This is a genomic window from Streptomyces sp. NPDC024555, assembly GCF_055559335.1.
The window spans coordinates 106642-129371 of sequence record NZ_JBVHKV010000021.1; the positions used below are offsets into that span (position 1 = coordinate 106642).

At 74.4% G+C, this 22730-nt stretch carries 24 protein-coding genes and 1 pseudogene; 14 read left to right on the plus strand and 11 right to left on the minus strand.

Translation table 11 applies throughout. The features are described from left to right. Positions 1-11: 11 nt before the first annotated feature. The 7 genes from ACZ4FH_RS30445 to ACZ4FH_RS30475 all read right to left on the minus strand — a co-directional run bounded on the left by ACZ4FH_RS30445 (position 12) and on the right by ACZ4FH_RS30475 (position 5686). Complete coding sequence (locus ACZ4FH_RS30445; protein ID WP_467308960.1) at positions 12-1358, minus strand: TerD family protein; 1347 nt, start codon at positions 1356-1358, stop codon at positions 12-14. 102 nt (positions 1359-1460) lie between these two features. Further along, positions 1461-1823: an ArsR/SmtB family transcription factor gene (locus tag ACZ4FH_RS30450; RefSeq protein ID WP_467308961.1), complete on the minus strand. Its 363-nt coding sequence runs from the start codon at positions 1821-1823 to the stop codon at positions 1461-1463. 168 nt (positions 1824-1991) lie between these two features. Next, on the minus strand, positions 1992-2354 hold the full coding sequence (locus tag ACZ4FH_RS30455) for a zinc ribbon domain-containing protein YjdM (protein ID WP_467308962.1): 363 nt from the start codon (positions 2352-2354) through the stop codon (positions 1992-1994). Between the two features lie 49 nt (positions 2355-2403). Further along, positions 2404-2781: an ATP-binding protein gene (locus ACZ4FH_RS30460; RefSeq protein ID WP_467309028.1), complete on the minus strand. Its 378-nt coding sequence runs from the start codon at positions 2779-2781 to the stop codon at positions 2404-2406. A 50-nt stretch (positions 2782-2831) separates the two neighbouring features. Further along, positions 2832-4475, minus strand: a complete 1644-nt coding sequence (locus tag ACZ4FH_RS30465; protein WP_467309029.1) for a SulP family inorganic anion transporter — start codon at positions 4473-4475, stop codon at positions 2832-2834. Positions 4476-4543: 68 nt separating this feature from the next. After that, on the minus strand, positions 4544-4885 hold the full coding sequence (locus ACZ4FH_RS30470; protein ID WP_383634357.1) for an ArsR/SmtB family transcription factor: 342 nt from the start codon (positions 4883-4885) through the stop codon (positions 4544-4546). Between the two features lie 150 nt (positions 4886-5035). Further along, positions 5036-5686: a TetR/AcrR family transcriptional regulator gene (locus ACZ4FH_RS30475; RefSeq protein WP_383634359.1), complete on the minus strand. Its 651-nt coding sequence runs from the start codon at positions 5684-5686 to the stop codon at positions 5036-5038. A gap of 75 nt (positions 5687-5761) precedes the next feature. Here ACZ4FH_RS30475 and ACZ4FH_RS30480 point away from each other — a divergent pair, with 75 nt between their 5' ends. The 5 genes from ACZ4FH_RS30480 (at position 5762) to ACZ4FH_RS30500 (ending at position 11395) form a co-directional block, all read left to right on the plus strand. After that, positions 5762-6454 carry an NAD(P)-dependent oxidoreductase gene (locus ACZ4FH_RS30480; RefSeq protein WP_467308964.1) on the plus strand — a complete coding sequence of 231 codons (693 nt, stop codon included), beginning with the start codon at positions 5762-5764 and terminating at the stop codon, positions 6452-6454. A gap of 213 nt (positions 6455-6667) precedes the next feature. Beyond that, on the plus strand, positions 6668-7147 hold the full coding sequence (locus ACZ4FH_RS30485) for a DUF6643 family protein (protein WP_467308966.1): 480 nt from the start codon (positions 6668-6670) through the stop codon (positions 7145-7147). A gap of 64 nt (positions 7148-7211) precedes the next feature. After that, positions 7212-8036, plus strand: a complete 825-nt coding sequence (locus ACZ4FH_RS30490; protein WP_467308968.1) for an MOSC domain-containing protein — start codon at positions 7212-7214, stop codon at positions 8034-8036. Between the two features lie 136 nt (positions 8037-8172). Beyond that, positions 8173-8778 carry an Rv1733c family protein gene (locus ACZ4FH_RS30495; protein WP_467308970.1) on the plus strand — a complete coding sequence of 202 codons (606 nt, stop codon included), beginning with the start codon at positions 8173-8175 and terminating at the stop codon, positions 8776-8778. Between the two features lie 178 nt (positions 8779-8956). Beyond that, positions 8957-11395: a right-handed parallel beta-helix repeat-containing protein gene (locus ACZ4FH_RS30500; RefSeq protein ID WP_467308972.1), complete on the plus strand. Its 2439-nt coding sequence runs from the start codon at positions 8957-8959 to the stop codon at positions 11393-11395. On the opposite strand, the pseudogene ACZ4FH_RS30505 reads toward ACZ4FH_RS30500, so the two are convergent. Then, positions 11368-13649: pseudogene (locus ACZ4FH_RS30505) on the minus strand (hypothetical protein); the annotation flags it as partial. The gene ACZ4FH_RS30500 and the pseudogene ACZ4FH_RS30505 overlap by 28 nt on opposite strands. Positions 13650-13916: 267 nt before the next feature. Between ACZ4FH_RS30505 and ACZ4FH_RS30510 the strand changes: the two are divergent. The 3 genes from ACZ4FH_RS30510 to ACZ4FH_RS30520 all read left to right on the plus strand — a co-directional run bounded on the left by ACZ4FH_RS30510 (position 13917) and on the right by ACZ4FH_RS30520 (position 15916). Beyond that, positions 13917-14759 (plus strand): DeoR/GlpR family DNA-binding transcription regulator, encoded by an 843-nt coding sequence (locus ACZ4FH_RS30510; RefSeq protein ID WP_467308973.1) that lies wholly within the window; start codon positions 13917-13919, stop codon positions 14757-14759. A gap of 76 nt (positions 14760-14835) precedes the next feature. Then, complete coding sequence (locus tag ACZ4FH_RS30515; RefSeq protein ID WP_467308974.1) at positions 14836-15285, plus strand: SRPBCC family protein; 450 nt, start codon at positions 14836-14838, stop codon at positions 15283-15285. A gap of 151 nt (positions 15286-15436) precedes the next feature. After that, positions 15437-15916, plus strand: a complete 480-nt coding sequence (locus ACZ4FH_RS30520) for an SRPBCC family protein (RefSeq protein WP_467308976.1) — start codon at positions 15437-15439, stop codon at positions 15914-15916. A 58-nt stretch (positions 15917-15974) separates the two neighbouring features. On the opposite strand, the gene cds1 is transcribed toward ACZ4FH_RS30520, so the two are convergent. Further along, the gene (cds1, locus tag ACZ4FH_RS30525; protein ID WP_467308977.1) at positions 15975-17126 is read right to left on the minus strand and encodes an L-cysteine desulfhydrase Cds1; all 1152 of its coding nucleotides are present in this window, start codon (positions 17124-17126) and stop codon (positions 15975-15977) included. A 214-nt stretch (positions 17127-17340) separates the two neighbouring features. Here cds1 and ACZ4FH_RS30530 point away from each other — a divergent pair, with 214 nt between their 5' ends. Both ACZ4FH_RS30530 and ACZ4FH_RS30535 read left to right on the plus strand, forming a co-directional pair. Continuing rightward, positions 17341-17658 (plus strand): hypothetical protein, encoded by a 318-nt coding sequence (locus tag ACZ4FH_RS30530; protein ID WP_467308978.1) that lies wholly within the window; start codon positions 17341-17343, stop codon positions 17656-17658. A 184-nt stretch (positions 17659-17842) separates the two neighbouring features. After that, positions 17843-18364: an ATP-binding protein gene (locus ACZ4FH_RS30535; RefSeq protein ID WP_467308979.1), complete on the plus strand. Its 522-nt coding sequence runs from the start codon at positions 17843-17845 to the stop codon at positions 18362-18364. Positions 18365-18432: 68 nt separating this feature from the next. On the opposite strand, the gene ACZ4FH_RS30540 is transcribed toward ACZ4FH_RS30535, so the two are convergent. Continuing rightward, positions 18433-18723, minus strand: a complete 291-nt coding sequence (locus tag ACZ4FH_RS30540; RefSeq protein WP_467308981.1) for an SHOCT domain-containing protein — start codon at positions 18721-18723, stop codon at positions 18433-18435. A 179-nt stretch (positions 18724-18902) separates the two neighbouring features. Between ACZ4FH_RS30540 and ACZ4FH_RS30545 the strand changes: the two genes are divergently transcribed. From ACZ4FH_RS30545 to ACZ4FH_RS30560, 4 genes are read left to right on the plus strand one after another with little or no spacing between them, the layout of a single operon-like run. Beyond that, on the plus strand, positions 18903-19466 hold the full coding sequence (locus ACZ4FH_RS30545) for a TetR/AcrR family transcriptional regulator (protein ID WP_467308983.1): 564 nt from the start codon (positions 18903-18905) through the stop codon (positions 19464-19466). Positions 19467-19506: 40 nt separating this feature from the next. Further along, a complete protein-coding gene (locus ACZ4FH_RS30550) occupies positions 19507-19905 on the plus strand; it encodes a (R)-mandelonitrile lyase (protein WP_467308984.1) in 399 nt (132 codons plus the stop codon). A gap of 10 nt (positions 19906-19915) precedes the next feature. After that, entirely contained in the window at positions 19916-20494 is a 579-nt protein-coding gene (locus tag ACZ4FH_RS30555) for a DUF4865 family protein (protein WP_467308985.1), read from the plus strand. Positions 20495-20538: 44 nt separating this feature from the next. Then, positions 20539-21426 carry a phosphotriesterase family protein gene (locus ACZ4FH_RS30560; protein ID WP_467309031.1) on the plus strand — a complete coding sequence of 296 codons (888 nt, stop codon included), beginning with the start codon at positions 20539-20541 and terminating at the stop codon, positions 21424-21426. Positions 21427-21429: 3 nt separating this feature from the next. Here the strand turns inward: ACZ4FH_RS30560 and ACZ4FH_RS30565 are convergent, their stop codons facing one another. Further along, the gene (locus ACZ4FH_RS30565; RefSeq protein WP_383634390.1) at positions 21430-22653 is read right to left on the minus strand and encodes an ROK family protein; all 1224 of its coding nucleotides are present in this window, start codon (positions 22651-22653) and stop codon (positions 21430-21432) included. Positions 22654-22730 lie beyond the last annotated feature (77 nt).

Consider the following 22730-nt stretch of genomic DNA (forward strand, 5'->3'; position numbering starts at 1 on the left):
GCGGGTCCGGCTCACTTGCGGCCGGGCGTCCAGTTCATGCCCCAGCCGTAGGCGCGGTCGATGGTGCGCTGCGGGCTGACGCCCCGGTCGCAGACGAGGTAACGGGCCTCGCGCTGCACGGTGAGGTCGCCGCCGTTGTTCGTGATGAGGGCGAGCGCGCAGACCGTCGAGGGGACGGTGCACTCGTCGAGCGAGAAGTCGATCGGCGCGCCGTGCTGCGGCTGGAGGGTGACCGTGGCGTGCAGATCGGCGAAGCTGCGGGCGCCCTCGTAGATGGTGACGAAGATCAGCAGCCGGCGGATCCGGGCCTTCTGGTCGAGGTTGATGGTCAGGTTCTCACCGGCCTCCACGGCGCCGGTGCGGTCGTCGCCGTCGAGTTCGACGTAGGGCGGCTGGTGGTAGGCGCCGAAGGCGTTGCCGAGGGCCTGGACGACGCCCTTGCGGCCGTCGGTCAGTTCGTAGAGGGCGCAGAGGTCGAGGTCGAGGTCGGCGTGCTGGGCCACGGCCCGGCCGAGTTTGCTGCCCCAGCCCTTGAACTGCTTGCGCACCTCCCAGTTGAGGTTGACGCGCATCGCCCCGGAGGTGCCGCCCTGCTTGGCGAGGGAGACGGCGGGGGCGTCCTTGGTGAGCGTCACCTTCGTCAGGCGCACCGGCTGGGCGGGCGGGGCCGGGGGCGCGGGCGGCACCGGCGGGGCCATCGGCCCGGCGAGGGTCGGCTGGGCGTGCGGCGGGAGCGGTGCGGGCGGCGGCGCCGCGACCCGGGCCGAGGGCTGGGGCGGCGGCGGGGCGGCGGGCATGGTAGCGGGCGGGACCGGGCTCGCGGGGCGCTGCGGCTCGTCGACGGAGATGCCGAAGTCCGTGGCGAGCCCTTCGAGTCCGCTGCCGTACCCCTGGCCGACCGCGCGGAACTTCCAGGCGCCCTGGCGCCGGTAGAGCTCGCCGAGGATGAAGGCCGTCTCGACGGTGGCGTCGGTGCTGTCGAAGCGCGCCAGTTCCGCGCCGCCGACCGCGTCGATGACCCGTACGTACAGTCCGGCGACCCGGCCGAAGCTGCCGCCGTCCGCGGAGGCGGCGAGGACCACCCGGTCGACGGCGGGTTCCAGCCGGGCGAGGTCCACGGCGAGCGTGTCGGTGGCCGCTCCCGCGGTGGCCCGCTTGCCCTCGTGGCGGACCGCGCCCGCGGCGTGCACGGGCTGGTTGTAGAAGACGAAGTCCCCGTCGTCGCGTACCTTCCCGTTCGCGAGAAGCAGGAGTGCCGAAGCGTCCACGTCCGGTGTGCCGGGGCCGGTGCGCCACCCCAGCTCGACGCGGACGGCCTGGGCCGCCACCGGAACGTTGGTTCCCTTAAGCATGGTCATGCTCGCCCCCATCGCGAGTCCGTCTGCCGAGACTTCTCCCGGTCAACCTAGCGCCTCGGCGGGCCGCTCCCGCCCGCCGGGAGGGGCCCGGTGCGCGCTCCGTCACCGCGTGCCGCGCCGCCGGGAGGAGCCCGGTCCGTCGGCGGCCTCCAGATCGGCGAGGAGTTCGGCCTGCCCGGCCAGGACGCCGGACAGGATGGTCCGGGCGACCCTCAGCAGTTCCGCGAGCCGGGGGTCGGCCAGGGAGTAGAGGACGGCGGAGCCCTCCCGGCGCTGGATCACGAGGTTGGCGCGGCGCAGCACGGCCAGTTGCTGGGAGAGGTGGGCGGGTTCGACGCCGATCTCGGTGAGCATCTCCGAGACCGCGTGCTCGCGCTTGCTGAGGAGTTCCAGCACCCGGATGCGGACCGGGTGACCGAGTGTCTTGAAGAACTCCGCCTTCAACTGGTAGAGGGGCGTGCTCACCGCTGCCGCTCCTCGCCCGCCGTGCGTGCCCGCGTGCCGGACGGCCGCCGTCGTACGGGCGCGGTGCGCCGTGTCCACCCAGAAACGTTCTCCATGGGGACATCCTCGCGCCTCCGCCCGCCCGTCATGACCCCGGGCGTGCCGGACGGGCGGGCGGCGGGCCGGTGCTCAGGCCTTCTTGACCACGCTGGACTTGAGCTGCATGGAGCCGAATCCGTCGACCTTGCAGTCGATGTCGTGGCCGTCCACCCCGTCGACGAGGCGGATGTTGCGCACCTTGGTGCCGGCCTTGATCCCGGTCGGGCTGCCCTTCACCTTCAGGGTGCGGACGACGGTGACGGTGTCGCCGTCGGCGAGGACGTTGCCGACCGCGTCGCGGATCGCCGTGTCCTCGGCCGGTGCTCCGGACTCCGTGCCGGCCGGGGCCCATTCGTGGCCGCATTCGGGGCAGACGAGGAGCGCGCCCGACTCGTAGGTGTAGGTGCCGGAGCACTCGGGGCAGGGCGGCAGGGCCCCGGTGGTGTCGTTCATGGTCGTTCCTTGCCTTGTGCGTTGCCGTACGTGGTCCTGCCGCCGCGGTTCACAGCGGGAGGGTGATCCAGATGCTCTTGCCGCCGCCGTCGGCGTCGCCGCGGACGACGGCGGTGCCGCCGAGGCCGAGGGTGAGTTCCATGACGGTGCCGAGGCCGCCGCCGGTGGTCCCGGGGCGTGGCAGGGCGGTCAGGAGGGCGGGCCGGTGCGGGTGGCGGTCGTGGACGGCGAACGCGAACGTGTGGCGGCCGGCCGCGTAGTGGACGGTGATGTTCGGGGAGTGCGAGGCGGCGTGCCGGACGCTGTTGGTGACCAGCTCGGACAGGATGAGCAGCGCCGGGTCGACGGTGCGGTGGCGTCGGCTGATGCCCCATTCGGCCAGCACCTGTTCGGTGGTCTCGCGGGCGATCCGGACGGCGGGGCCCATCGCCGGGAGGGTCAGGACGTGCCGCAGGGGCAGGGTGTCGGGCCGGGGGCTCACCGGACGGCCTCCTCGGTGACGGGTGCGGCGGGCAGCAGTCCGGACCGGTGGAGATGGGCGCGCGCGGCGGTGACGGCCTCCCCCGTGGTGGTGTGCGCCGGTCCCTCCCGCTGGAGCGGTCCGAGGGCGCCGACGGAGCCCAGGACCGGCAGATGGGCGGGGCGGATCCCGGCGGCGAACACGGCGATCCCGCGCCGGTGCAGCGCGCGTACCGCGTCCTTGAGGGCGAGGGCTCCGGTGGCGTCCATGGTGGTGATCCCCGCCATCCGCAGGACGACCACGCGGACGCCGGCGACCTCGGAGAGTTCCGGCAGGAGGCGGGGGGCGCCCGCGAAGAAGAGCGGTCCCTCGATGCGGTAGGCGGCGATGTGCTCGGCCAGCAGCGCGTGTTCCTCCGGGCTGTGCGGTCCGGTGAGGTCGGCCGTGACCTCGGTCCGCTCCATGCGGGTCTGCCGGGCGACCGCCCGCAGCGCCAGCGCCCCCGCCACGGCCAGGCCGATGATCACCGCGAGGACGAGGTCGAGCACGAGGGTGGCGGCGGCGGTCAGCACCAGGACGACGGCGTCCGGCCGGGTCGCGCGGGCCATCGCCCGCAGGGCCCCGACCTCGACCATGCGGACGGCGGTGGCGAGGAGCACTCCGGCGAGCGCGGCGAGCGGGATCCGCGAGACGAGCGGCGCGGCGGCGAAGACGATCACCGCGAGGACGAGGGCGTGGGTGAGGGCGGCGAGCCGGGAGCCCGCGCCGGTCCGGACGTTGACCGCGGTACGGGCGATGGCCGCCGTGGCGGGGACACCGCCGAAGAGCGGGGCGGCGAGATTGGCGATGCCCTGTCCGAACAGTTCCCGGTCCGGGTCGTGCCGGTGACCGGTCGTCATCCCGTCGGCGACGGTCGCCGAGAGCAGGGACTCCAGGGCGGCGAGCGCCGCGACGGCGACGGCCGGGGCGAGCAGCGAGGGCAGCGCGGCCGGCTCCAGGAAGGCGAGGGAGGGGGCGGGCAGTCCGGAGGGCAGGGTGCCGATGGGGGCGGCCGCGTCCAGGTGGAGGAGCTGGGCGGCGAGCGTGGCGGCGGCGACCGCGACGACGGAGAAGGGGACGGCGGGCCGCAGCCGGGCGCCGACGAGCATCACCGCGGCGACGGCGAGGGCGAGGACGACGGCGGTCCAGTTGGGGGCCCGTACGAACGCCTGCACCGCGTGCCAGGTCACGGGGAGGACCTTGTCGCCCTCGGGTTTCGGCACGCCGAGGGCGTTCGGCACCTGCTGGAGCGCGATGACGCAGGCGATGCCGAGGGTGAAGCCCTCGACCACCGGGGCGGGGAGGTAGCGCATGAAGCGGCCGGCCCCGAGCAGCGCGAGCGCGATCAGCAGGACACCGGCCATCAGTCCGACGGTGAGCACGCCGCCGGGGCCGTGCGCGGCCACGATGGGCAGCAGCACCACGGTCATGGCGCCGGTCGGGCCGGAGACCTGGAGGTGGGAGCCGCCGAAGAGGGCGGCGAGGGCGCCCGCGACCACGGCGGTGGCGAGTCCGGCCTCGGCGCCGAGGCCGGAGGAGACGCCGAAGCCCAGCGCGAGGGGCAGCGCGACGACGGCGACGGTGAGTCCGGCGAGCAGGTCCCGGCGCGGGTTCCGGGTCATCGCGCCGAGGTCGGCGCGGGTGGGCAGCAGGGCGCGGACCCGTGCCACGGGCCGGAGGGCGGGGGTGCTCACGGCGCGGAGACCTCGGCGCCGCGGAGTTCGGCGAGGAGTTCGTTCTGCCCGGCCAGCATCTCGGTGAGGATCCGGCGGGCGGCCCGCATCAGCTCGGCCACATCGCCGCCGGCGAGGGCGTAGACGACGGTCGAACCCTCGCGGGTGGCGTGGACGATGCCGGACCGGCGGAGCACCGCCAGTTGCTGGGAGAGCGCCGAGGGCTCCACCTCGATCGCGGCCAGCAGGTCCCGGACGGGCATCGGGCCGTTCTGCAGCAGCTCCAGAACCCTTATCCGGACGGGGTGTCCGAGCATCCGGAAGAAGTCGGCCTTGGCCTGGTACAGCGGAACCGGCACGGTCGCGGACCCCTTCGTCAGCCCTCGGCGCGCCGGGGTGCCCCCGTCGGCGCACCGCATCACTTGCGGATACGGCGAACACAGCATGTAGTGAATTGCAGAATTTTGCAATTCGACGAAAGGTCGTTCGAGCCGACGCGCTCCGGGGTGTCACCTCGGTGGCGGGCGGTCTCCGCGCCGCCGGCCCGCGGGGGCGGAGGCCGGGCGGGCCGGGCGGGTGCCCAGGGCCGCGCGCAGGACGGGCGCGAGGACGGCGCGGGTCTGGTCCCGGGTGAGCGCGGCCGGGGTGGGCAGCGGATTCACGTAACGGGTGTAGATGAGACCGCCCAGGACGGTCACGACGGCCGTGGCGCGGGCGGTGGCGTCGCGGCCGCCCAGGAATTCAACGAGCCGGGCCAGCAGTTCGGTCTCCAGGTACTCCCGGACCGCCTCCGCGCCCTCGCCGCCCAGCCCGGACAGCCTCCGGAAGTCGGGGTCCTCCCACAGCCCCGTCACCGCGTCGACGAGCCGTCCGGGCAGACCGGCCGGATCCCCGCCCAGGACCTCCTCGACGCCCAGCACATCGGCGCACCGCACCTGCATCACCTCGGCGAACAGGCCCTTCTTGGAGCCGAAGTGGTAGGAGATCAGCGCCGCGTCGACCCCGGCGGCCCCCGCGACGGCGCGTACGGTCGTCGCCCGGTAGCCGCGCTCCAGGAACAGCGCGCGGGCGGCGGACACGATCGCGGCGCGGGTGGGCGGACGGCCGGGCGGCCTGCCGCGGGGACGGGCGGGGGCGGCGGCAACGGCGGCGTTATTCATCAGCGTTGAGCCTGCGTGGCGTGATCGACAGAGTCAAGGGCGTCAGGACGACCCCTCGGAAGGACGAACCCCGCCATGCGTATCGCAGTCTTCGGTGCCAACGGACCCACCGGCCGGCACCTCACCGACCAGGCCCTCGCCGCCGGCCACGAGGTGGTGGGCGTGACCCGCCGCCCCGGCTCCCTGGAGGCGCGGCCCGGACTCACCGAGGCCGTGGCCGACGCCACCGACCCCGCGGCGGTCGACGCCGCCGTGCGCGGCACGGACGCGGTCCTCTCCGCGCTCGGCGCGCGGTTCTCCAAGGAGGCGATCACCCTGTACTCGACGAGCGCGGGGGCGATCACCGAGGCCATGGCCCGCCACGGCGTGAAGCGGCTGCTGGCCGTCAGCTCCAGTGTCGCCGACCCCGACTGGCGGCCCACCGGCGCGCACTTCTTCAACCATGTGCTCGATCCGCTGGTGAACCGGCGGCTGGGCCGCACCCTGCACGCGGACATGCGCCGCATGGAGGAGGTGATCGGAGCGACCGGCCTCGACTGGACGCTGGTCCGCCCCTCGGGCCTTTTCGAGCACCCCGTCGTCACGGACTACCGGACCGAACGCACCAGCGCCGACGGGGTGTTCACCGCCCGCCGGGACCTCGCGGCGGCCATGCTGCGCGAGTTGGAGGAGCGGCACCACGTCCGCGCCGCCATGGGTGTGGTCACCACGGCGGTGAAGCCGAACATCGCCTCGCTGATCTGGAACGAGGGGATACGGAAGAAGTGAGCGGCGCGCCCCTCGGCACCGGGCCCGGAAACCGCCCGGAACACCGGGTTCCGGGCACCGGGGGCGGGCCGTGCCTACGCGCGGGTAGATCGCGCTCCCAAACCATCTCCCGGACGATGTTTTGCCAGGTCGGAACGGGAGAACCCGCGTAAATCGGATGAGCCTGAGATTGGGACTCCCCAATCCGCACATCGTGGGCTTAACTTAGGTGCCATGACCTCCCCCCGCTCCACCTACGGCGGCGGCTACTACTCCGCGCCGTCCTTCCCCGACACCCCCATCTACGACTCCCTGGTCGCGGAGCGGGGTACGCCTCAGATCGCACCGATCCGAGTGCCCGCCGCGTACGACACCGGCAACAGCTATCTGCCGGCGCTGCCGTCGGCCCTGCCGGCGCTTCCCGCGGCCCCTTCCCAGCCCGCTCCGTCGTACGGCTACCCGCAGCCGGCGACCCAGCAGAGCTACGCGCCCATGCAGCCGGCCCAGCTGCAGCACGCCCCGGCGCCCTACATCCCGCAGCAGCCGGCGGCGAGCCGCGGCGGGTACCAGTCCCCTCCGCCGTACCAGCAGCAGCGTCCCGCGCCGGGGACGGGCTACGAGTCGATGCGCCCGGCGGCGCCCCGGCCCGCGCCCGCGCAGTCCCCGTACGAGGACCCGTACAACCGCCCGTACCAGGGCGGCCGGGGCTACTAGCACCCGTCCGCGGAGGTACGGGGCACGGGCGGGCCGTCCCGGTGGCGGCTGGCAGGATGGGGGCATGCCTGCTCCCGGCCTGAGCGCCGTCCATGTCCATCCGGTCAAATCGCTGGCCGCGTGCGCCGTCGGGGAGGCCGTCGTCGAGCCATGGGGACTCGGCGGCGACCGCCGCTGGATGCTGGTGGACACCGAGGGAACGGTGGTCACCCAGCGGCAGCGGCCCCGGCTGGCGCTGGTCTCGGCCGAGCCCGTGCCCGGCGGCGGAGTCGTGCTGGCCGCGCCGGGGAGCGCCGCCCTGACCGTGGAGGTCCCGGAACCGCGGGAGACGGTCCGGGTGCGGCTGCACCGCAGCCGTCTCGATGTCGTCGAGGCGGCGCGGGAGGCCCACGACTGGTTCGGGGCCTTCCTCGGCACCGAGGTCAGGCTGGTCCATCTGGACGCGCCGGAACGGCGCCGTTTCATCGATCCCGTGTACGCGCGACCGGGCGAGCCGGTGAGTCTGGCGGACGGCTATCCGCTGCTGCTGACCTCCACCGCCTCGCTGGACGCGCTGAACGCACTGGTCGCGGAGGGCGACCGGGCCGACGAGGGACCCCTGCCGATGGACCGTTTCCGGCCGAACGTCGTGGTCTCCGGGACCGAGCCCTGGGCGGAGGACGGCTGGCGCCGCCTCGCGATCGGGGAGGTCACCTTCCGGGTGGCGCGGCCGAGCGCCCGCTGTGTCGTGACGACGACCGACCAGCACACCGCCCGGCGCGGCACCGAACCGCTCCGTACCCTGGCCCGTCACCGCAGAACGGACGGCGAACTGCGTTTCGGGCTGAACCTCGTCCCCGACACCACCGGTGTCGTCCGGGTCGGCGACCCGCTCCGGATCCTGGCCTGAAACGGACGCCTCCGGCCGGGAACCCCCGCCGGTGCGCGCGCTGTTGGGCGGCGTGAGCTTGCTCTCTCTTCCGTCCCCGGGCGCGCGGGCCGCACCGTACCGGGTTAAGACGGATACGGAAGGGGGGTGCAGGACTGTGCGAGCGCTCACGGGAGTCTGGCGTTGGCGGCACAACCCCCTGCGCCGCGCCACGGACAGGCGCGAGGCGTGGGTGGCTCTGGTCGCGTTCCTGCTGCTGGTGGTGGGGGCACCGGTGGTCGGCTGGCTGTGCGGGGCGCGCGCCGACGGCGCCCTCCTGGACGCGGTCCGGGCGCAGCGCGCCGAGCGGCGGGCCACCACCGCCGTCGTGGTGCGGCGGGTGGCGCCCCGGCAGCTGGTCACCGACTCCGAGTCCGGCGCGGACAGCCGCGCGCAGACGCCGGTGGTGGCCCGCTGGAAGGCCCCCGACGGGACGGCACGGGTCGCCACCGTGCGGACGGTGTCGCGCGACACGGAGGCCGGGTCGCGGGTGCGGATCTGGACGGACCGGGCGGGCCGTCTCGTGTCGCGCCCCATGGACACCGCGACCGCGCACACGAACGCGGTCCTGGCCGGAATCGGCGGGGCCCTGCTCGCCGCGCTGTGCGTCGAGGGCGGCCGGCGGCTGATCGTCCGGCACATGACCCGTCTGCGGTACGCGCGACTGGACCGGGCCTGGGCCGAGGTCGGGCCGGACTGGGGCAGAACGGGGACCGGGAGTTAGCGGGGTCCGTCCACCTCGCGGAACGAAGACCTCCTGATCGGGTCAACTCCCGCCCTCCGCGCGCGCTACGGTGGACCGGCCCGCCCGTGACACCGGTGGGCGGACCCCCGGTCGGTCGCTGCCGCGAGGCGGTGGCAGGGGGCATCACACACGCACGAGGTGGGGGCACAACAGCGCCATGGCACAGGGCACGGTCCAGGTGACGCACACCGGCACATCGCGGTGGCGGCGCCGCACAGGCGAGTACGCCTCCCTCACCGCGGCTCTGGAGGCGGCGGCGGACGGTGACGTGCTCACCGTCGCGCCGGGTACGTACCGGGAGAATCTGGTCATCGCCCGCGCGGTGACGCTGCGCGGGCCGGAGGGCTCGGTCGGTTCGGTGCGGATCGCGCCCGCGGACGGCGTGCCGCTGACCGTGCGCGCCTCCGCCGTCGTCCAGGACCTGCACGTGGAGGGCCAGGACGTGGCGTCCCCGGCGCTGCTGATCGAGGACGGGACGCCGGAGCTGTCCGATCTGCGGATCGTGACGCGGTCGGCCGCCGGGGTCGAGGTGCGCGGCGCGGCCCGGCCCACGGTCCGCCGGTGCACGGTCGACAATCCGGCGGGGGTCGGCATCGCCGTGCTCGACGGCGCGGGCGGTGTCTTCGAGGAGTGCGAGGTCGTCTCGGCCGGGCAGGCCGGTGTCTCCGTGCGCGACGGGGCGCACCCCCGGCTGGACCGCTGCCGGGTCCACCACGCCTCGGGCGCGGGCCTGTCGGTCACCGGTGAGGGCAGCGCGCTGGAGGCGCTGGGCTGCGAGGTGTACGAGATCAAGGGCAGCGGGATACAGGTGTCGGCGCGCGCGGGTGCCCATCTGACCGACTGCACCGTGCACCGCACCTCGTCGGACGGTGTCACCCTGGACACGGACGCGGTGCTCACCCTGGCGGACTGCGACATCCACGACGTCCCGGAGAACGCGGTGGACCTGCGGTCGCGTTCGGTGCTGACGCTGACGCGCTCGACGGTGCGGCGGTTCGGCCGCAACGGTCTCTCGGTCTGGGACCCGGGCACCCGGGTCGACGCCAACCAGTGCGAGATCCACGACTCCACCGGTGACTATCCGGCGGTCTGGGTCAGCGACGGGGCCACGGTGATACTGGACTCCTGCCGGGTCCACGACGTGCCGGACGCGCTGTTCGTGCTCGACCGGGGCTCGCGCGCCGATGTCGTGGACAGCGATCTGACCCAGGTCCGCAACACGGCGGTCTCCGTCAGCGACGGGGCGACCGCCCAGCTCGACGACTGCCGGATCCGGGAGGCGTCCACGGGCGCCTGGTTCCGCGACCACGGCAGCGGCGGCACGCTGAACAACTGCACCATCGACGCCGCGCAGACCGGGGTGATCGTCACCAAGGGCGCCGACCCGACGATCGAGCGCTGCACGGTCACCTCCCCCGCCGAGGCCGGCTTCTATGTGTCGGCGGAGGGGCGGGGCACCTTCCACGGCTGCCGGGTGACGGGCAGTGAGGGATACGGCTTCCATGTGATGGACGGCTGCCGAACCACGCTGCGGCGCTGCCGCACCGAGCGGTGCGCGCGCGGCGGATACGAGTTCGCCGAGGGCGGCGGCCACGGGGACGGCACGTCCGGCGGCCCGGTCGTCGAGGACTGCACGAGCGACGAGAGCGGACTGCGCACCACCCCCGCCCCGCCGCCCGCGGTGATGACGGCCACCCAGTCCTCCCCCGGGCTGCTGGGCTCGGTGCCCGCACCGAGGGCCACGCCCCCGGTCGTGGAGGCGGCCGCGGCGCCCGCCGAGCCGTCCCGCACCTCCGACGCGGTGCTCGGCGAACTCGACGCGCTGGTCGGGCTGGACAGCGTCAAGCGCGAGGTCCGGGCGCTCACCGACATGATCGAGGTGGGGCGCCGGCGCCGGCAGGCGGGGCTGAAGGCGGCGTCGGTCCGCCGCCATCTCGTCTTCACCGGCTCCCCCGGCACCGGGAAGACGACGGTCGCCCGGCTGTACGGCGAGATCCTGGCGTCGCTCGGGGTGCTGGAGCGGGGCCATCTCGTCGAGGTGTCCCGCGTCGACCTGGTCGGGGAGCACATCGGCTCGACGGCCATCCGCACCCAGGAGGCGTTCGACCGGGCGCGCGGCGGGGTGCTGTTCGTCGACGAGGCGTACGCGCTGTCGCCCGAGGACTCGGGCCGGGACTTCGGCCGCGAGGCGATCGACACCCTGGTGAAGCTGATGGAGGACCACCGTGACGCGGTCGTCGTCATCGTCGCCGGCTACACCCACGAGATGGAGCGGTTCCTGACCGTCAACCCCGGGGTGGCGTCCCGGTTCTCCCGGACCATCACCTTCAGCGACTACGAGCCGGACGAGCTGCTGCGGATCGTGGAGCAGCAGTCCGAGGAGCAGGAGTACAGCCTGGCGCCGGGCACCGGGGAGGCGCTGCTGAAGTACTTCACGGAGCTTCCCAAGGGCCCTGCGTTCGGCAACGGGCGCACGGCGCGCCAGACCTTCGAGTCGATGGTCGAGCGGCACGCGGGCCGGGTCGCCCAGCTCGCCGACGCGAGCACGGACGATCTCACCCTGCTGTATCCGGAAGACCTTCCGGAACTTCCCTGACGTCCCGGCCCGGTTGCTCCGCCTGGCGGGGCACCACCGGGACCAGGCGCTCCAGGAGGGCGGCCCGCTCCTCGGCGAAGACGGGGTCGGCCTGGTAGTCGGAGTGGCCGAGCACCGGTTCGGGCAGCGGGTGTTCGGGGGTGCGTCCGTAGACGAGCGGGTCCCTGAGCGGGCCTCGGTCGACCTCGGGGCCGGACTCCTCGCCGAGGCGGACCGGGCCGCCGATCGGGTCGGTGGCCCGCCAGAGGTTGCGCCAGCAGTGCACGGAGCGGTGCAGTCCGTGGAGCTGGGCGGGGCCGAAGTAGGCGGGGAACCAGCGTCCGTAGAGCCGCTCGATCGGGGAGCCGTAGGTGAGCAGGGCGACCCGGGCCCGGGTCGCGGCGGGGAGTTGCCAGACCGCCGAGGCGGCCAGCACGCTGCCCTGGGAGTGTCCGGAGATGACGAGCCGGCCCCGGGTCCGCGCGGTCCAGCCGGACATCCGCGAGGCCAGGTCGGGCACGGCCCGCTCGGCGTAGCAGGGCGGGGCGAACGGGTGCGCGGCGCGCGGCCAGAAGGTGCCGACGTCCCAGAGGATGCCGATGGTGCGGCGGGCCGAGGCGTCCCGGTAGGCGCGCCGCCCGCAGGCGACGAAGACCAGGAAGCCGAAGCCGATCAGCCAGGAGCCGGTGGACTGCGCCGCCTCGGCCAGCGACTCGACGAAGGCGCTGCCGCCCTCCAGCGCGAGCCCGGGGACCTGTCCGCTGGCCCAGGCCCCGGCGACGGCTCCCGCGCCGAGCAGCAGGGTGGCGGCGGAGACCAGGCCGAGCATGCCGGGGGCGGAGTCGGTGAGGGCGGCGGTGGCGCGGATCCGGGCGATCTGCCGGGTCCGTGCGGCGTCGGGGCGCTCCCCCGCGTACTCCGTACCGATGACCGGCTCCAGCCGGCGGGCGGCGCGGTAGGTGCGCAGACCGAGGACGAGTCCGGGGACCAGGAGCAGGAGCAGCAGGACCGGGATGACGGAGGCCTGCCAGCTGAGGAGCACCGGGGGGCCCTCGATGACGGAGCTGCGGCCCATGCCGGGGGTGCCGGGCCCGTCCAGCCAGTCCGCGACCCGCTGGGCGATGCCGCCCGTCATCACCCCGCCGAGCGCGCAGGCGAGCATCGCGACGGCGGGGCCGCCGAGTCCGCGCATCACGGTGCGCGGTTCGGGGCTGCGGCGGTACAGGTCGAGCGAGACGGCGGCCAGGGCCACGACGAGGGCCCCCTGGGCGAGGGTGACGACGCGGAAGGTGACGTCGCCGGGGAGCGCGCCGGTGGAGACCCAGCCGGGGCGCGACCAGCCGGCGTGCAGCAGGGCGAGGGCGAGCAGGAGCAGGGAGGCGGCGGGGAGCCAGGTGACGAGGGCGCGGTCGAGCCGGTTGTCCAGGCGCCGTTCGCTGCGGCCGCGCCGGCACACCACCCAGAGGACGACGAGCATCCCGAGGACGAGCGCGGCCTCGATCAGCCGGCCGTACAGCGCGGGCACGGCACCGTCGACCGCGCGGTCGCGGCGGGCCGCCGCACCGGCGACGGAGGCCGTCACGGTGAGGAAGCCCGCGGCGGTGTGGGCGGCGCGCAGCCGGGCGACGAGGCGCCGTCCGTACCAGAATCCGGGGCGGCCGAGGACCGGTCGCACGACGGGGGCGGGGTCCGCCGGGGCCGCCGGGGCGGTGTCCTCGTCCGGGTCGGTCCCGTCGAGCGGCCGCTGCGACTCGTAGGCGCTCCAGGTGCGGTTGGACAGATACCAGAGCAGGCCCACCAGGGCGGCCGGCAGCAGGGCCGCGAGTGCGAGCCTGCGGCCCGGCTGGGACCACCAGCCGCCCTGCGCGGTGGACAGGAATCCGAGCCACGAGCGCTGGTCGGAGCAGGCCGGGACGCCCGCGCACTGCCAGGCGGTGAGGTCGAGCGCCACCTCGCAGGCGGCGGCGGTGAGCAGCACGGTGAGGCTCAGGGCGACGAGCCGGACGAGGACGCCGTAGAGCCGGATCGCGCGGGGGCGGCGGCGGGCCGCGGGGCGCATCCAGTGCGCGAGGTTGATCACCATGAACGGCAGGAGCAGCAGCCACAGGGCGCGGGAGCCGTTGCCCGAGGTGAGGTTGGACCAGCAGTAGGCCTCGGGGATCGGGCGGTCCCGGTAGCGGTCCGGGTGGTCCTCCGCGTCGGCGTCGCCGGAGCGGCGGTAGATGGCCGCGGTGGCGTCGCCGGTGATCCGGACGGTGCGCGGATCGACGAGCATCTCCTGCGGGGTGGCGCCGCCCACGCCGTGGACCAGCAGTTCCAGTGCGGGGCCGTCGTTCTGCGGGGCGTGGGTGACAGATGGCACGGAGATGACTCGCTCTCGGATGAGGGCCCGGAGGGGCGCGGCTGATGCCCGGTCACCAGAGTGGGGGACGGGGCCGGGTGCGCGCAGCGCTCTCGGGGATTCTCCCCGGTGCGGCGTGCGCCGACACCGCGTGGCAGGATGAGCGGTCCCCGGCACGGCCTACGGAAGGGATCGGACCCGTTGAGCGACCATCAGAATCTGCTCGCCGAGCAGCGGCGTGCGCTCATCCTCGACGAGGTGCGCAGGCGGGGTGGCGTCCGGGTCAACGAGTTGACCCGGAAACTGAGCGTCTCCGACATGACCGTGCGCCGGGACCTGGACGCACTGGCCCGTCAGGGTGTGGTGGAGAAGGTCCACGGCGGCGCCGTGCCCGTGGTCGAGGCCAGTACGCACGAGCCCGGTTTCGAGGCCAAGTCGGCGCTGGAGCTGACGGCCAAGGAGGACATCGCGCGGGCCGCCGCCGCGATGGCGGTGCCGGGCAGTGCCCTCGCGCTCTCCGGCGGGACCACGACGTACGCCCTGGCCCAGCAGTTGCTGGACGTGCCCGATCTGACGGTGGTGACCAACTCGGTGCGGGTCGCGGACGTGTTCCACGCCGCGCAGCGGCCGGGATCGTCGGGGGCCCGGCCCGGTGCGGCGACCGTGGTGCTCACCGGTGGGGTGCGCACCCCGTCGGACTCGCTGGTGGGTCCGGTGGCGGACCGGGCGATCGCCTCGCTCCACTTCGACGTGCTGTTCCTCGGTGTGCACGGGATCTCCGTGGAGGGCGGTCTGTCCACGCCGAATCTGGCGGAGGCGGAGACCAACCGGCGGTTCGTGCAGTCGGCCCGGCGGGTGGTGGTGGTCGCGGACCACACCAAGTGGGGGACGGTGGGGCTGAGTTCGTTCGCCACGCTGGACCAGGTGCACACCTTCGTCACGGACGCCGGGCTGTCCGAGGGGGCCCGCGCGGAGATCGAGGAGCGGCTGCCGGGGCTGGTGGTGGCGGGCCGGTCGTCCGGCGACGCGCCCGCCGCGCCGTAGCGTCGGACTGCGGGGCGGAGCCGGGCGCGGGTTCCGGTCAGCGCGCGCGGGGGCTGTGACGTCCTAGGATCGTCGGGTGGCCGTCTTCCGTATCGAGCGATGCACCCCGCTGCCCGCCGCCGAGGCCTGGCGCCGGGTGACGGACTGGGAACGGCACGCCGCCCAGGTCCCGCTGACGACGATCAGCGTGCCCGACGGGCGGCCGACGCGGACCGGCACCGTGTTCGTGGCGCGTACCGGCCTGGGACCGCTGGGGTTCGACGATCCGATGGAAGTGGTGCGGTGGTCGCCGCCGGCCGGCGGGCGCGCGGGGATGTGCCTGCTGGAGAAGCGGGGCCGGGTGGTGCTGGGCCGGGCCGCCATCGACGTGTATCCGACCCGTTCCGGTTCCCGTGTGGTGTGGGTGGAGGAAATGCGGGTGCGGCTGCTGCCGCGCTGGGCGGATCCGCTGGTCGTCCGCGCGGGGGGACGGGTCTTCGGCCGGGTTCTCGACTCGGTGCTCGACCGGCCGCCGCACACGCGCTGAGCCGGTCCGCGCAGCCCGGTCCGGCCCCGGTCGGGTGGGCCGCGCGCGGGGCGCCGGCCGGTCCGCCGTGCCGCGTACGGCGACTTCTGCCGGTGCGCCCGCTATGGTGTGCGCGGCCCGTCCGCCGCCGACCGCACGGGAGGTGCGTTCCATGGCACGCCTGCTTCGCCCCGTCGGACTCGATTTCGTCGAGTCCGCTCCCCTGCGGCTGGTGTTCGCCGCCGAGGTGTCCGCTCCGCCGGACGTCGTGTACCGCGCCCTGGCGGACGATGTGGAGGGCTGGCCCCGCTGGTTCACCCAGGTCACGAAGGCGGTCCCGACGGACGGCGGGGCGGGGCGCGAGGTGCGGCTCCAGGGCGGGATCACGTTCGCGGAGACGATCGTGGCCGCCGAACCGGGTGAGCGCTACGCGTACCGGATCGACCGGTCCAACGCCCCGGGGCTGCACGCCCTGGTGGAGGAGTGGCGGCTGACGCCCGCGGGGAGCGGCACCCGGGTGCAGTGGACGTTCGCCGCCGGCGGCTCCCCGGTGTTCCGCTTCGTTCTCGGCCGGGGGCGGTCCGTGGTGGGGCGCTCGTTCCGGGACGCGGTGCGGCGGCTCGACCGGCGGCTCGCGTCGTCGGCGGCCTGAGCCCGGGTCCGGGCCCTGCCGCACGCCACGGCGCGTGCGGCACGGAGCCGCCGGGTCGTCAGCCGGTGGTGCGCGCCGGGCCGGGCCACGCGCCGGTGGCCAGGAAGCGGTCGACGGTCCGGGTGTACGGCTCGATGTCCAGGCCCTGGGAGGCCAGCCAGGAGTCGGAGTAGTACTTGTCGAGATAGCGGTCGCCCGGGTCGCAGATCAGCGTGACGACGCTGCCGGTGCGGCCCTCGGCGAGCATCTCCGCGACCAGGGTGAAGGCGCTCCACAGCCCGGTTCCGGTGGAGCCGCCGGCCTTGCGTCCGATGGCCCGTTCCAGGGCGCGTACGGCCGCGACGCTCGCCGCGTCCGGCACCTTCATCATCCGGTCGATGGCCCCGGGCACGAAGCTGGGCTCCATCCGGGGCCGTCCGATGCCCTCGATGCGGGACCCGCAGTCGCTGGTGGCGTGCGGGTCGTGGTGGGTCCAGCCGTCGAAGAAGCAGGAGTTCTCGGGGTCGGGGACGCAGATGCGGGTGTCGAACTGCATGTAGTGCACGTACCGCGCGATGGTCGCGGAGGTGCCGCCGGTGCCGGCGGTGGCGACGATCCAGGCCGGTTCCGGATAGCGCTCCAGCCGCAGCTGCTGGTAGACGGACTCCGCGATGTTGTTGTTGCCCCGCCAGTCCGTGGCCCGCTCGGCGTAGGTGAACTGGTCCATGTAGTGGCCGCCGGTCTCCGCGGCGAGCCGGGCGGACTCCTCGTACATCGTGCGCGAGTCGTCGACGAAGTGGCAGCGCCCGCCGTGGAATTCGATGAGCCGGCACTTCTCGGGGCTGGTGGTGCGCGGCATCACGGCGACGAACGGGACGCCGATCAGCTTGGCGAAGTACGCCTCGGAGACGGCGGTCGAACCGCTGGACGCCTCGATCACCGGCTTGCCGGGCCGGATCCAGCCGTTGCAGAGCCCGTAGAGGAACAGCGAGCGGGCCAGCCGGTGCTTGAGGCTGCCGGTGGGGTGCGTCGACTCGTCCTTGAGGTAGAGGTCGATGCCCCAGCTCGCGGGGAGCGGGAAGAGCAGGAGGTGGGTGTCGGCGGAGCGGTTGGCGTCGGCCTGGACCTTGCGGACGGCCTCCTTCAGCCAGGCCCGGTACTCCGGGTCCGTGCGATCGATGTCGATGGTCGCCGCGGCCTCGCCGCCGTGCTCGTGCTCACTCGTGTTCATCAGCGCGCCTCTCCTCGTACGGCCGGTCCCGGCGGGGCCCACGATATGCCCCCCACCTGCACAAACGTTGACTTTGATGGTCCATAGCCCTGCCTTGGCGTCGCGGGCGGCCCGGCCGTCCGGAAGGTGGGTGTCCGTCCCGATGCGCCCTGGTGGATCCGGCGTGCGCTGGGCAGACTCCCTCCAGGGGAGAGACGAAGGGGGCGAAGGGGCCGTGCGCGAAGCGGAGTTCAGTGAGACGGGTGTCCGCATAGACCGGTGGGCGCGTTCGGTCACCCGGGCCGGTCAGGTCACCGTGAAGGACGGCCGGGTGTCCCTCCTGACCAGTTACGGGCGGGAGATCGACAGCGCCCCGGCGGGGACGGTCAGCGCCGGTCGCCCCTGGTTCGCGGGGCAGGACGCCACGGTGGCGCGGGTCAACGGGAGGCGGTACCGGCTGACGATGCCCCGGCGCGCGGACAAGCCCGACGAGGCGGGGGCCGTGGGGCGTTTCCTGGAGGCGGTGCGGCGGGCGCGCGGCGTGCCGGGCTGACGGAGCGGGGCCGTGGGGCCACCGCGAGTTGCGGGGTCACCGACGCGGGGTGACATTGGAGTCACGTCACTCAAGGTCGACCGGCGGTGACAGCGAGACCGCGTCGCCGGCCGCCCGCAGCGGCCAGCCATCTGCTGGATCCGTTCCTTCGTCTTCTTCCGGACTACTTCGGGGAGTCGCAGCCGTGATCAGCGAGCCAAGCAGGCACTGCACGGTGGAGCTCCAGGCCCTGCCGTCGCGGATCGGTCAGGTCCGCAGAATCATCTCGGCGCAGTTGCGCTTCTGGCATCTCGATCCCTTGATCGACCAGGCAGCCCTCGGCGTCACCGAACTCCTGACCAACGTCCACCGGCACGCGCAGCCGGACAAGACGTGCACCGTCGAGGTCGAGTTGCTGCTCGAACGGCTGACGGTGTCCGTCCACGACCACGACCCCCGGCTGCCGACGGTGCGCGAGGCGAGCGAGTCCAGTACGTCGGGGCGCGGCCTGGCCCTGATCGCCGCCGTCAGCGAGAGCTGGGGCGTCCGCCCCCGGGGCGGCGCGGGGAAGGTCGTCTGGTTCACCCTGCCGACTCCGTCCCCGCTGGTCACGTCGGCGCCGCACGCCCTGTACGGGGCGACGACCGACGGGCCCTTCGACCTCACCGGCCTGACGGCGCCCGAGACCGTTCCGGCTTCGGCGGCCCGGTCGGTGGTCGTCGGCTGAACCGCACCCCTTGCGGGGCGCCCCGCTCGGGGCGCCCCGCAAGCGTTCCGCCCGAGGGCGGGAGGCGGTCAGCCGCGGCCGCCCCCGTCGCGGGGGCCGAACCTCTCGTCCAGGACGGAGAGCCGGCGCCAGTACTCGTCCTCGTCGATCTCCCCGGCGGCGAAGCGCTTGCCGAGCAGGGCGATCGGTGAGGGTTCACCGGGGCCGCCCGCCACGGCGCGGCCCTGCCAGGGGCCGCGGCGGCCGCGCCACACCGTGCGGCGCAGGACCGTGACGACGGCGACGACGACGGCCGCCCAGACGAGCGGGAAGAGCAGGACCCAGGGTCCGGGTCCGCCGGAATAGGCCAGGGTGTTCATCTCGGTCAGCTCCTCGGGTCACGGTACGGAGGGAGGTTTTCCCTTGTCACCGAGCCTGCCTCCGCCCCGGGTGCCGCGTCGTCGTCCGCCCGGCGGCCGTCCGCGTACCCCCTCGGGAGTAGCCGGCCGCCGGGCCGCACTCCCTGGTTTCTGTACCAACTAGTATGTACAGTGTCGCCATGAGCACTTCGGACCGACTCGTCGAGGCCACCCGCGCACTGCTGTGGGAACGGGGCTATGTGGGCACCAGCCCCAAGGCGATCCAGCAGATGGCGGGCGCCGGCCAGGGCAGCATGTACCACCACTTCGCCGGCAAGCCCGATCTGGCGCTCGCCGCGATCCGCCGGACGGCGGAGGAGATGCGGGCGACGGCGGCACGCTCGCTGGACGGGCCCGGATCGGCGTACGAGCGGATCTCCGGCTATCTGCTGCGCGAGCGCGATGTGCTGCGCGGGTGCCCGGTGGGGCGGCTGACCATGGATCCGGACATCATCGCGAACGACGAACTGCGGGCCCCCGTCGACGAGACGCTCGCCTGGCTGCGCGGCCGGCTGGCCGCGATCGTCCAGGAGGGGCTGGACGGCGGCGAGTTCGACCGGGACCCGGTGCCCGAGGAGATCGCCGCGGCCGTCGTCGCCACCGTGCAGGGCGGCTACGTCCTGGCCCGCGCCTCCGGCTCGACGGACGCCTTCGACGCCGCCGTGCGGGGGCTGCTCGCCCTGCTCGCCCCGCGCACCGGCTGACCCCTTCTCCGCACCTCACCTCTCCAGGAGTTCCCCGCACATGCAGCTCACCAGAAACCGCCCCGCCACCCAGGCCGGTCCGGCGGCGCAGTTCAACGGCACGGTCTGGCTCGACGTGGTGGCCGAGCCCGCGCCGCCCTCCCGGATCCGGATGTTCAGCGTGCACTTCGCCCCCGGCGGCCACACCGGCTGGCACACCCATCCGCACGGCCAGGTCCTCCACGTCACGGAGGGCGAGGGGCTGGTGCAGCGCCGGGGCGCGCCGCCCGAGCGCATCCGGGCGGGTGACACCGTGTGGATCGAACCGGACGAGTGGCACTGGCACGGTGCGACCCCGCACACGTTCATGACCCATCTCGCCGTCGTCGAGGCGGCCGAGGACGGGTCCACCATCCACTGGCACGGCGACGCCGCCGTCCCCACGTACCCGTCGAGCTGAGGCCGCCGCGATGCACGCGATGCAGTACGAGATCACCCTTCCCGCCGACTACGACATGGACGTCGTCCGCGACCGGGTGGCGACCCGGGGGCACCTCCTGGACGACTTCGACGGGCTCGGCATCAAGGCCTATCTGATCCGGGAACGCGGTGCGGACTCCCCCGTCAACCAGTACGCCCCCTTCTATCTGTGGACCCGCCCCGAGGGGATGAACGCGTTCCTCTGGGGGCCCGGATTCCAGGGCATCGTGCGGGACTTCGGACGTCCGGCGGTGCAGCACTGGACCGGTCTGGCGTACGCGGAGGGCCCGGCGTCCGCCGTCGAGCCCCGGACGGCCACCCGGCTGCGGTCGGCCGTGGACCCGTCGGCCGCCCCGGCGGACGCGGTCGAACGGGCCCTGGAGGAGAGCCGGCGCCTGGCCGGGACGCCCGGCGCGGTCGCCACCGCGCTGGTCGCCGACCCCCGCCACTGGGAGCTGGTCCACTTCACGCTCTGGGACCGTCCGCCGCCGGAACCGGGCGAGCGCTACCAGGTGCTGCGGACCAACCGCCCCGAACGCGACCGGCTGCGTGCCGGACGCCAGTGGTAGCCGCCGGGCCGGGCTCCGCCGCGACGGCCGGTGCGCGGACGGTGGTGCGGACCGTGCTCGGCGACGTCCCGCCGGACGCGCTCGGGGTGTGCGACGCCCACGACCACCTGTTCCTGCGCAGCCCCGTGCTCCCCGGCCAGGAGCTGGACGACCCCGTGGCGGCGGACGCACGGCTGCGCGCGTTCCACGGACTCGGCGGCCGGACCGTGGTCCAGTGGACGCCGTACGGGATGGGGCGCCGGGCCGCTCTGCTGGCGGAGCTGTCGCGGTCGACCGGGACGCACGTGGTGGCGGCGACGGGCCTGCACCAGGCCGTGCACTACCCGGCCGGACTGGTCGGCCGGGTGCGGGACGGTCTGGCGGACCTGTTCGTCTCCGAGCTGACCGAGGGCATCGGCGCGACCTCCGTCCGGGCCGGGCTCGTCAAGGTCGCCGGGGCCTTCCACACGGTGGACGCGCACGCCCGTCTCACCATGACGGCGGCGGCCGAGGCGCATCACCGCACCGGCGCCCCGATCGCCGTCCACCTGGAGCTGGGCACGGCCGCCCTCGATGTGCTGGAGCTGCTGTGCGGCACGCTCGGCGTGCCGCCGCACCGGGTGGTGCTCGGCCATCTCGGCCGCTCCCCCGACCTGCCGGCGCAGCGGGAGGCGGCCCGCTCCGGGGCGTTCCTCGCCTTCGACGGCCCGTCACGGGCCCACCACGCGACGGACTGGCGGCTGCCGGAGGAACTGGCGGCGCTCGCCGGCGACGGCTTCGCCGGGCAGCTGCTGCTGGGCGGCGACACCACGGTGCCGGAGACCCCGGGCATGCCTCACCTGCTGCGCCGGCTGCGGCCCCGGCTCACCCAGGTGCTGGGCGCGGACACCGTGGACCGGATCCTGGTCGCCAACCCGGCGCGGGCGTTCGCCTTCGAGGCCCCCGCGGCCTGAGCGTCACACGGTCTGGGCCAGGGCGGCCAGGGGGTCGTCCAGCACCGGCTGCCAGGCCAGCTCCGCCGCGCCGACGAGGCTGTTGTGGTCCAGGGTGCAGGGCAGGATCGGGACGCTGCCGCTGCGGCCCCACAGGCTGCGGTCGGCGACGACGGCGCGCAGCCGTTCGGGGTCGGCGTCGAGCAGCGCGCGGTGCAGTCCGCCGAGGATGATGCGGTCGGGGTTGAGGATGTTGACGAGTCCGGCGAGCCCGAGGCCCAGCCGGTCGATCAGTTCCTCGGCGGCGGCGCGGACCGCCGGGTCGGCGTACTCGTTGCGCAGCAGGTCACCGGACTGCTTGAGGAGGGACTCCTCGGGGCCCGGTGCGCGGCCCGCGGCGGTGAGGAAGGCCAGCGGGTCGGTCTCGACGTCGAGGCAGCCCCGGCCGCCGCAGTGGCAGGGGCGGCCCTCGGGGTTGACGGTGAGATGGCCGACCTCCAGCGCGAGCCCCGAACTCCCGGTGTGCAGGCGGCCGTCCAGGACCAGGGCGCCGCCGACCCCGCGGTGCCCGGTGGCCACGCAGAGCAGGTGCTGGGCGCCGCGTCCGGCGCCGTGGCGGTGTTCGGCGAGCGCGGCGAGGTTGACGTCGTTTCCGGTGAACGCGGGGCCGGTGATGCCCGCTTCGCGGACGCAGGTGGCGAAGATCTCGCGGACCGGGGCGCCGGCGGGCCAGGCGATGTGCAGCGGGTTGAGCGCCGTTCCCTCCGGCTCGGCGACCGCCGACGGCACGGCGAGACCGGCGCCGACACAGCGCAGTCCGCTGTCGCGGAGCAGCCGCGCGCAGTCGTCGACGACGGCACCGATGACCTGTGCGGGGTCGGCGGTGATGGTGACGCAGCCGGGGGCGGTCGCGATGAGCCGGCCGCCCAGTCCGACGAGCGCGGCCCGGAATCCGTCGGCGTGGACCTGCGCGGCGACGGCCACCGGACCGGACTCGCGCACCGCCAGCCGGTGCGAGGGGCGGCCCTGCGAACCGGCCGCCGAACCGGGGCTGGAGTCGACGCGGATCAGGCCGAGCGCCTCCAGCTCCGCGGCGACGGCGCCCGCGGTGGCCCGGGTGACACCGAGCTCGGAGGTGAGGACGGCGCGGGTGGGCGCGCGTCCGGTGTGGACCAGCTCCAGCGCGGGCCCGAGCGCGCTGCGGCCCCTCTCCAACTTCGTCCGGGTGGTGGTCACCTTGCCGTTCATGGGGGCGAGTCTCCCATGATCCGGAGGTCGCGCGGGCGCCGTTGCGCCGCCGCGCTCCCCCGTACCACCGCACTCCA